This window comes from Streptomyces sp. KR55 (assembly GCF_052245645.1).
Classification (GTDB): Bacteria; Actinomycetota; Actinomycetes; order Streptomycetales; family Streptomycetaceae; genus Streptomyces; species Streptomyces flavusporus.
In genome coordinates, this window is record NZ_JBQQCE010000407.1 from 1 (window position 1) to 8,855 (window position 8,855).

The following is an 8,855-nucleotide window of genomic DNA, read 5'->3' on the forward strand; positions in this document are numbered from 1 at the left end:
GTGATGCCGTGCGACATGAAGAAGCGCAGGCCCTCGGTGGTCGACTCGATCGCCTCGTCGACGGTGGTGAAGCCGAAGGGCTCCGCCATCTCCACGCCCGCGACGAAGTTGGGGATGACGTTGCGCGCGCCGAAGATGTCCGCGGAGTCGAGGATGCGCTTGTGCCACTCGTCGCGGCCGACGTAGCGCTCCTTGCCCGGGCAGTACAGCTCGAACAGACGCCGGTCCCACACCTCGAAGTTGGGGTGGTAGATCTGCACGCCGTAGTCCTTGAAGCGCTGTACGTCGTCCTTCGGCAGCGCCTGGGCCACGACCTTGCCGATCCACCGCCCCGGGAAGCGCTCCTCGATGGCCTTGGCGTAGTGGCCGTAGAAGTCGGCCTCGTCCCGTCCGGCGACCGTCTTGGTGATCGCGCCGCCGGTGAGCGTGTAGGCGGTGGACGCCTTCGCGGTGTCGTACCGGTCGATGATCTCGAGGGCCTCGAGGACCTCCTCGACGTCCTTCACACCCGTGTACGGCCGCCCGGCGGCCTTGTGCTGGCGCCAGTTGTGGTTGATGTCGCAGTACTGGCACTCCTCCTTGGCGCCGAAGTACTGGCAGACCCGGAAGACGGTCAAATAGATCAGGTAACCCCACTGGATGGTTGGGGCCACCTCCATGACGGACTTTCCGTTGGAGAGCGTGTGCCGGTAGTACTCGGGCATCGGCGGCACACCGACGTCGGCGATGCGCCTGCCGTCGAGGTAGAGCCCGAGCAGGCCCTCGTCGTCGGCGGCGACGCGGTACGGCGAGGACGGGTTCACGCGCACGGAAACGACGGTCCGCCGCAGGTCGTACGGGCCGCCTGTGAGGATGATCTCCTCCGGCGGACGCCGCAGCGCGGCCTCGCCCAGCTCGGGCAGGGTGCCGTGGTCGAAGGAGAAGATGAAGTACGACTTCGGTTTGACCTCACCCCCCTCGTTGTCGCTGAGGGCCGATGGGTCGAAGGCCACCCCGCCCCGAAGCAGATCCTCCTTGAAGACGGCTTCCCGCGGTACGTGCGGGAATCGCTCCATCAGATCTTCTACCAGCGCGGTGCGGCTGCCCATCCCGTGTCTCCTTCTGGATCGGACGTACGACTCCTCACGGTATCCGTTGCTGGAGAACTGACTTGCACACAGCAATTCTCAACATTCCCGGCATTTCTGCTGGAAAGGTTCGTGACGGTGTCACCAAAGCATGAGGGCCTCGGTGTCCTGACGACGATCTCTCGTTTCCTCCTGCCGCTCGTGCGGCAGGGTTGCGCCACCTGCCCGCCCGCCCTGGCCGGTGCTCCGGTCAGGGCGTTGGCGGCGGGTCTTACGGTCGGCTCCACGAGGCTTCGACACGCGGGGCGTGTCCTGGTCTCCGGCCACTCCGGTACCAGCGGTGCAGGCCGCCGTGAGGGCGACCAGGTTGCGGGCTGCGTTCTCGTCCCGGTCCATGACCAGGCCGCAGACGTCGCAGATGAACACTCGGACGTGCAGCGGCAGCTTGGCTTTCACCGCGCCGCAGTCCGAGCAGGTCTTCGATGAGGGGTACCAGCAGTCCGCCACGATGGTGCGGCAGGCGTTGCGCCGACCCTTGTAGGTGAGCTGACGCCGGATCTCCCCGAACCCGGCATCGGCCACTCGGCGGGCGAGCCGTTTGTTGCGGAGCATCCCGGCGACGTTGAGGTCCTCGACCACCACCGTGCCGTGCTCGGAGCGGACACGGGTGGTGAGTTTATGCAGGGCATCGGTGCGCAGGTTGGCCACCCGGTGGTGGAGTTCGTTGCGCTGGCGGTTGGCCTTCTCCCATCGTTTCGACGGCTTGCGGCCGGTCCTGCGGTCTGGTCCTTGCCGTCGTGAGACACGGCGGGAATGGAGTCTCAGGAGCTCGAGGGCGCCGTCCAGGTGCTTCGGATTAGGCTCGTAGCGGATCTTGCCGGAGCTGTCGGCCATGACCGCAAGGTGCTTGATGCCAAGGTCGATACCGACCACAGCATCGGGCCGATCGACGCGAATGATCTCACGGGCGGTCTCGACCTGGAAGGAGACGAACCAACGCCCGCGCTGGTACCGGACGGTCGCGGACAGGATGCGGGCCGTCCCGGCCTGGATGCGTGCCAGCACCTTGGCCATTAGTTCATGGGTACGGATCGCGCCCAGCCGGGGCAGGGTGACGTGCCGGCCGTCGGGCTCGACGCGGATCGGGCCGGTGGTGAACCGGCAGGCCATGCGGCCTTGCGCTTCGCCTTCCGGCGCGGAACGCCCATCCTGGGGCCTTTACGCTTGCCTTGCTTGGACTTGGCGTAGTTGTCGAATGCGGCAGCCGCGTTGGTCAGTCCGGCCTTTGGTCAGTCCGGCCTTGTAGGCCTCCTTGGAATTCTCCTTCCACCAGTCGGCGTACCTGGGATCGGTGGTCTTGATACGGTTGAATTCCCTGGACAGCGCGGGCAGCGACCACGGCCGCCACGGTGTCAGTTCCTCCTCGCCGATGCCATAGGTGGCTTCGGCTTTGCGCTGCCACCACGAGGCGGTCACCCAGGAGACGGCCCAGTTGTAGGCGGCGCGGGCGGCACCGCAGTGCGAGCGCAGTGCCTGTTCCTGCCCGGCGTTCGGGTCGAGGGCGAACTTGTAGGCCTGCACCACGCAGCCGGGCCGCGGCCGGAACTTCCTGCTCCCTCGGCAGCCCCCCTTTCGACGATCCCCTCACCGCTCCCAACGAGCACCCCCGGCGAAGGTCACGTATTCGATGAGCGAACTCCGTTTCCATCCGAAGGTGAAAGCCGCGCAGCAGCACCGTCTGCTGCTGCGTCCAGCATGGATGTCTTGGTGACAGCGTTCGCAGATCACGAGAGCTTGATCCCTGTTCCTCGTCGCCGTCTTCTGCCGACACTTCACCGACACCGAGACCCACCCGCTGCCGACGTACGCGGCGGCAGCGGGTGTTCTCCTCGTGGAGCTGATCCACGCTCGCCTGTGGTGGGGCGCCCCGTGGGGTCGGCGCGGCGGGCTCAGTCCTCCTCGGCCGCGTAGTACCAGAACTCCACCTCGGCCAGATTGCACCGCCCGTTGTGCCCGTCGTGCAGGCGCAGGAGCGGATACGAGGCGGTCGCGCCCAGCGTGGCCTCGTACCACGTGGCCTCGCTCGTCGCGCCGATCGTGTGCAGGTCGGTCCAGGTCGTACCGCCGTCCGTGGAGCCGCGCAGCACCGTCCCCGTCGCCCGGGTCGCGTACCCGGCGCGGGGCAGGATGCGCAGCCTGTCGACGACCAGCGGTCCGGCGTCGCCCGCGTCGATGTCGATCCAGCTCTCCGCGGCGAGCGTGTCGGTGTACGTCGTCGGGTCGCCGCCGAAGGCCTTCCAGCCATTGGAGGCAGTGGTCCCGCGGCCCGGCCACTCGATGGTCGAGGCGGTGACCATCGAGGCGGTGACCGGCGTCCGGCGCAGCAGGGTCTCGCGGGAGACGAGGAGCGCGTACGCCGCGTGCACGGCGTCGATACGGGTGTCGTCGTCCGTGCCGGTCGCCCGCTCGATCCGGTCGAGTTCGGCGGTGAAAGCGGCGTAGCTCTTCTTCGTCCACCCGGCCGGATCGACGGCCCAGGCGCGCGCCAGCAGCTCGGCGAGGCTCTCGGCCGCGGCGACGGCCACCGCGGAGGCGCGTGTGCCGCCGCCGACGAGCGCGGCCGTCACCCGGTAGTACCGCATGCCGTGCCGCAGCCCTTCGTCCTGGTACGCGTACGACCGTGTGTCTTCGGTGAGCACCTCCCAGCGCTCGCCGTCCGTCGAGCGGGACACTGTGAAGGTGAGTGCGTCCTCGGGCTTGTTCCAGCGGATGGTGACGGTGTCGGCGTCCCGTTCGAGGAGGACCAGCACCTCGCCTGCGGGCAGGGTTGCCTGCGCCACTTCGGCGAACTCCCCGTCCCCGGTGGCCACAAGCCCCGCGTGGACGGCGTACGGGAACGGTGTGAACAGCGCGGCGACCGTCACCCAGACCTCGCCGTCCACCGACACCTGCGCCTGCACGCGGTGCGAGGCGACGTCGCGGACGAGCCGGAGGTACGGCGTCCGCGCCAGGCTGTGCCCGTCAAGGCGCCGGGTGATCGGTGAGCGCGGGTTGTCCTGCCAGTCGTGGCGGCTGTCGCGGGTGCGGTTGTGGAAGACGAGCCGCCCCTCGTCGTCGGCGCCGAAGTACACGTGCCGTGTGTCGGCCGACAGCCGGTCCCGCAGCATCAGGCCGGTGACCGGGCCGCGCGCCCGGTCCACGCGGGCGGTGAGGGTGAAACTGCCGGTCGCCGGGCGGCTGACGTAGTGGAGTTCGTCGTCGATGTCTCGGGCGAGCACCTTGTAGTCGTCGCCGACGCCCAGACCGTCACCGCGCGCTCCGAGGATCCGCACCGACCCGCCGCGCACCACGGCGCTGCCGGGCCTGGCCTGGTGCAGCGCGTCGTCGCGCCAGCCGGAGCGGCGCAGGCCGGAGGACTCGGGCCGGGGCAGGTCCGCACGTACGGCGTGGGAGGTCCAGCCGGGGCCATGGGCGTTGACGGCTGTGACGGCGTAGTAGTACGTCTCGCCGAACCGCACATTGCTGTCCGTGAAGTGACGGCCGGTCACCTCGCCCGCGATCACCTCGTACGGGCCGTTCCGACGCGTCGCCCGGCGCACCTCGTAGTGCTCGGCGCCGGCCGTGGTCTGCCAGACGACGGTGACCGATCCGTCGCCGGGCAGAGTGTGTACGAAATCGACGTGGGCGGGCGGCAGGGCGCGGATCTCGGGAGACTCGAGCCTCAGCACCAGGCCGGTCTTCGGCGGCACCGTCACACGGCCGTGGCGCACCGGGAGCCGGTCGCCGGTCACCAGGTCCAGCACGGTCGGGCCCTGGCCGGGCACCTCGACCTCGTACCGGCGCTCGTTGCCGTAGGCCTTCCGGGTCGTGTTGAAGACGAAGAGGTACGGCCCGTATCGGGCGGTCAGCAGGTCCGGGTAGCCGGAGTAGGCGTGGTCGGCCTCGAAGTTCTCCCGGCGGACCGTGCCGACGCCGGGCTGGCGGGTGATGGGCGCGATCTCGCCGGCCAGCGCCTGCGGAGCGTCGGCGCCGCCGGTCTGCTGGTCCTCCATGAAGTCGACGTCGATGTTGTCCATGCGGGCCCAGTAGTCCTCGTAATGGAAGCGCCCGTTGGTGGTGATCTGTACGATGTGGTCCCGGTCGGGCAGGCGGACGTGCAGCCGGCCGTTGCGGGCGAAGCCGCGTTGCCGTTCGTTGAGGTGGCCCCACAGGTGGGTGTCGCCGTCCCTGAGGGAGACGAACATGCAGTCGACGTCGACCCAGGCGAACCGCTCGTAGTCGCCCGGCCGCACGCCCAGGGCGGTCAGTTCGGCGGGCGTGTAGTACGCGAAGTCGGTGTGCGGGTGGACGATGCCGGTCGGCTCGTGCGCCTTCAGCCAGGCCCAGGTCTCGCCGAGTTCGAGGTCGTACTTGTTCTTCGCCGTCACGGCGGAGAAGTTGCCGAAGTACTGCTGGTCGGCGATCTGCTGCTGGGCGAGGCCGACCGCCTCGCGGGCGTACGCGCGGGTCGTGCGCCACTCCTTGCCCGCGTACCGGTCGGGGTGGTCGGCGATGTGCCGGGCGAGGGAGACGTAGTGCAGGAGCTTGCCCTCCGAGATGCGCAGCACATAGCTGGGGAAGCCCGGGTAGTTGGTGTTGCGCTCGTCGATGACCATCTCCATGCGCATGGTGCGCTTCAGATCGGCGTCGAGGTCGGTCATGCGGGCGTGGGAGCGGGCGTGCAGGTTGCGCAGCGCCAACTCGAGGATCCGGTCGTTGAGTTCCTCGTCGCCCTCGTGGCCCCAGGTGCGGTGGAACCACTCGGGGAGGTAGTTGGTGGCCTCGCCGTAGTTCGCGACGTAACCGTTTTCCCGGGTGTGCCCGGCCTCGGTCATCGTCGTGTAGTGCCGGCCGAGGGGCAGTCGGCGTACGACGTTGCCGTCCTTGTCCAGCTTGGACTTGGCGAGGCCCTTGATGACGTACTTGATGTAGTCCTCGGTCCAGCGGGCGGTCTGGTCGTGGTAGAAGAGCGAGTGGAAGAGATCCAGCTCCTGGCCGTCGGGGCCGGCCAGCACCTCCTCGCCGAGGAAGGGCTCCCAGCCCAGGGACTCGCCCACGATGCGGTGGCTGCGCGCCTTTCCCTCGTAGCAGCGGGAGCCGATGACCCGGAGTCCCTCGTGGGCCTCCCAGGCGCCTTCGTAGGTGTACATAACCTGGTTGTAGATGTACGACAGGCGGGAGCGGGCGTAGTCGAAGTTGGCCTTCAGGACACGCTCCCAGGCGGCGCGCCGGGTCAGCGGGCCGCCGTCGAAGTCGACGTCCTTGAGGGAGGTCTCGCCCTCCTGGGTGCCGGTCCTGAACGGTTCGTCGAGGAACGCCTCGAAGGCGTCGCGGCCGTAGACATCGTTGTCGGCGATAATGTTCTCGACAAGGTAGAGCGCTTGGCCGAGGGCGCCGTAGTAACCGCCCCAGTCGCCCTGGTGGCCGCCCCGGGCGAGCAGCTTGGTGTTGCCGTAGTAGTCCTTGGTGTGGTTGTCGACGCATTTGAAGACCCGCAGCAGCGCGGCCTTCTTCTCCGCCGGGGTCTTCGCCGGGCACCAGGAGGCGCGGGCGAGCGCGCCGGCGTAGAAGAACAGCTCCTCGACGTACCGGACGATGGAGAGATTGCCGGAGGGTGAGGCATCGACCTTCGCGGAGAGGCTGTTGAAGAGCTTGACCTGGTCGGCCGCATACCCGTCGACGAGAGCCTGCTTGGCGGCGTCGTCGAGGTCGGCGACGGTGTCCGTGGGCGGGGTGAAGTCGGCCTGGGGGTCGTCGGTGAGGTCGAGGTATGCGCCGATGTGGGTGTAGGCGCGGTAGTAGCCGCGGGAGTCGGCGGTGACCTTGTTGCTGAAGCCGCTGTCGTAAGTCCGCAGCGTGATCTCGGCCCGCCTCCGGCCCCGGGTGTGCTCCAGCGGCAGCATGATCGTGGCGTAGAAGAAGCGCCCGGGCAGCGGGCGGCTGGTGCCGGTGTTCAGGGCCTCGTAGTCGCCGGAGCGGCGGTAGCCGATCTGCTCACCGTTGATGTACGCGATCGTCTTGTACATCGAGGTGTCGCCGCCCCAGAACTTCACGGTGAGGTAGGTCTGGTGGACGGGGTCCACGGCGAGCGTGAAGCGGAGGTCGCCGCCCTTGATGCCGGGGGTGGGCAGCGGCTTGGCGACGCGGGCCCGGTCTCCGGCGTTGCCGTCGACGACCGCGGTGTCCGGCCCGTGGAAGCCGTGCACGGCCTCGGAGTCGGGGTCGCCGAAGTCGATGAGGTCGAGGCGTCTGGAGCCTTCCGTGTCGGACTGCCCGGACTCTGCGGGTGACGCCTCCGGGACGGCAGCGGCCGTCGTCGGGGACCAGCCGGTCAGCGCGAGGGTGCCGGTGCCGGCGGCGGCCGTGACCAGGACGGATCTTCTGGTGACGGGCATGCGGGAACCTCACAGTCGGTTGTTGGGGCAGCACACGTAGAAACCGTTCTCTACGGAAGCTAGGGGCGCATTCCAGGGACCAGCAAGACTTCGTACGAGGAAATACGAGGGAAATCGTGCGGCACCGACAACGGGCCGCGCCGCCCACGTCCTCGAACTGGCTTTGTTTAAGAAAGCGGTATCTGTCGCCGTTAGACTTGCCCGATCTCGATTCCTCGGGGAAGGGCCGACCGCATGACCGAGACCGCGACCGTGACCAACTGGGCCGGCAACATCACGTACACCGCCAAGGAGCTGCACCGCCCGCGCACGCTGGACGCGTTGCGCTCGCTCGTCGCGGACAGTGCGCGGGTGCGGGTGCTGGGCAGCGGGCACTCCTTCAACGCGATCGCCGACCCCGGCGCCGACGGCGCGCTGGTGTCCCTGACCGCGCTCCCGTCCGAGATCGACGTCGACACGACGGCCCGTACGGTACGGGTCTCCGGTGGCGTCCGGTACGCCGAACTGGCCCGCCGGGTGCACGACCACGGTCTCGCCCTGCCCAACATGGCGTCCCTGCCGCACATCTCGGTGGCCGGCTCGGTGGCCACCGGCACCCATGGCTCGGGGGTCGGCAACGCACCGCTGGCGGCTGCCGTACGGGAGGTGGAGCTGGTCACCGGCGACGGTACGACGGTGACCATCGGCCGGGGTGAGGAGCGGTTCGGCGGTGCGGTCACCGCGCTCGGCGCGCTCGGCGTCGTCACCGCGCTCACCCTCGACCTGGAGCCGACGTTCGAGGTCGAGCAGCATCTGTTCACCGAACTGCCGCTGGCCGGGCTGGACTTCGAGACGGTGATGGCGGTGGCGTACAGCGTGAGCCTGTTCACCGACTGGCGGGAGCCGGGGTTCCGGCAGGTGTGGGTCAAGCGGCGCACGGACCAGCCGCTGCCCGGCTTCCCCTGGGCGGCGCCCGCGACCGAGGCGCTGCACCCGGTGCCGGGGATGCCCGCCGTCAACTGCACCGGGCAGTTCGGCGTGCCCGGGCCGTGGCACGAGCGACTGCCGCACTTCAGGGCGGAGTTCACGCCGAGCAGCGGCGCCGAGTTGCAGTCGGAGTACCTGATGCCGCGCGCGTACGCCGTCGACGCGCTGCACGCGCTCGACGCGATCCGTACGGTCATGGCGCCGGTGCTGCAGACCTGCGAGGTGCGGACGGTCGCTGCCGACGATCAGTGGCTGAGCCCGGCGTACGGACGGGACACCGTGGCCGTGCACTTCACCTGGGTCGAGGACATGGCGGCCGTGCTGCCGGTGGTGCGGCGGGTGGAGGAGGCGCTGCAGGCCTTCGAGGCCCGGCCGCACTGGGGGAAGG

5 protein-coding genes are annotated in these 8,855 nt (G+C 69.0%); 1 reads left to right on the forward strand and 4 read right to left on the reverse strand.

The genetic code is table 11. From position 1 onward, the window contains the following. The 4 genes from ACTWQJ_RS39530 to ACTWQJ_RS39545 all read right to left on the reverse strand — a co-directional run. Positions 1 to 1,088: radical SAM protein (locus ACTWQJ_RS39530; RefSeq protein ID WP_443311264.1), on the reverse strand; the 1,088-nt coding region annotated here is incomplete at its 3' end. Positions 1,089 to 1,208: 120 nt separating this feature from the next. After that, positions 1,209 to 2,237, reverse strand: a complete 1,029-nt coding sequence (locus tag ACTWQJ_RS39535) for an RNA-guided endonuclease TnpB family protein (protein ID WP_443311265.1) — start codon at positions 2,235 to 2,237, stop codon at positions 1,209 to 1,211. A gap of 48 nt (positions 2,238 to 2,285) precedes the next feature. After that, positions 2,286 to 2,651: a helix-turn-helix domain-containing protein gene (locus ACTWQJ_RS39540; protein WP_443311266.1), complete on the reverse strand. Its 366-nt coding sequence runs from the start codon at positions 2,649 to 2,651 to the stop codon at positions 2,286 to 2,288. A 365-nt stretch (positions 2,652 to 3,016) separates the two neighbouring features. Beyond that, positions 3,017 to 7,501, reverse strand: coding sequence for a Tat pathway signal protein (locus ACTWQJ_RS39545; protein ID WP_443311267.1), 4,485 nt, complete (start codon positions 7,499 to 7,501; stop codon positions 3,017 to 3,019). Positions 7,502 to 7,735: 234 nt separating this feature from the next. Between ACTWQJ_RS39545 and ACTWQJ_RS39550 the strand changes: the two genes are divergently transcribed. Then, positions 7,736 to 8,855 (forward strand): FAD-binding protein (locus tag ACTWQJ_RS39550; protein ID WP_443311268.1); only part of this gene is annotated, 1,120 nt, incomplete at its 3' end.

Excerpts from the sequence above, each read along its gene's own strand:
- ACTWQJ_RS39545 (WP_443311267.1), bottom strand. The coding sequence starts at position 7,501 with ATGCCCGTCACCAGAAGATCCGTCCTGGTCACGGCCGCCGCCGGCACC.
- ACTWQJ_RS39535 (WP_443311265.1), bottom strand. The coding sequence starts at position 2,237 with ATGGCCTGCCGGTTCACCACCGGCCCGATCCGCGTCGAGCCCGACGGC.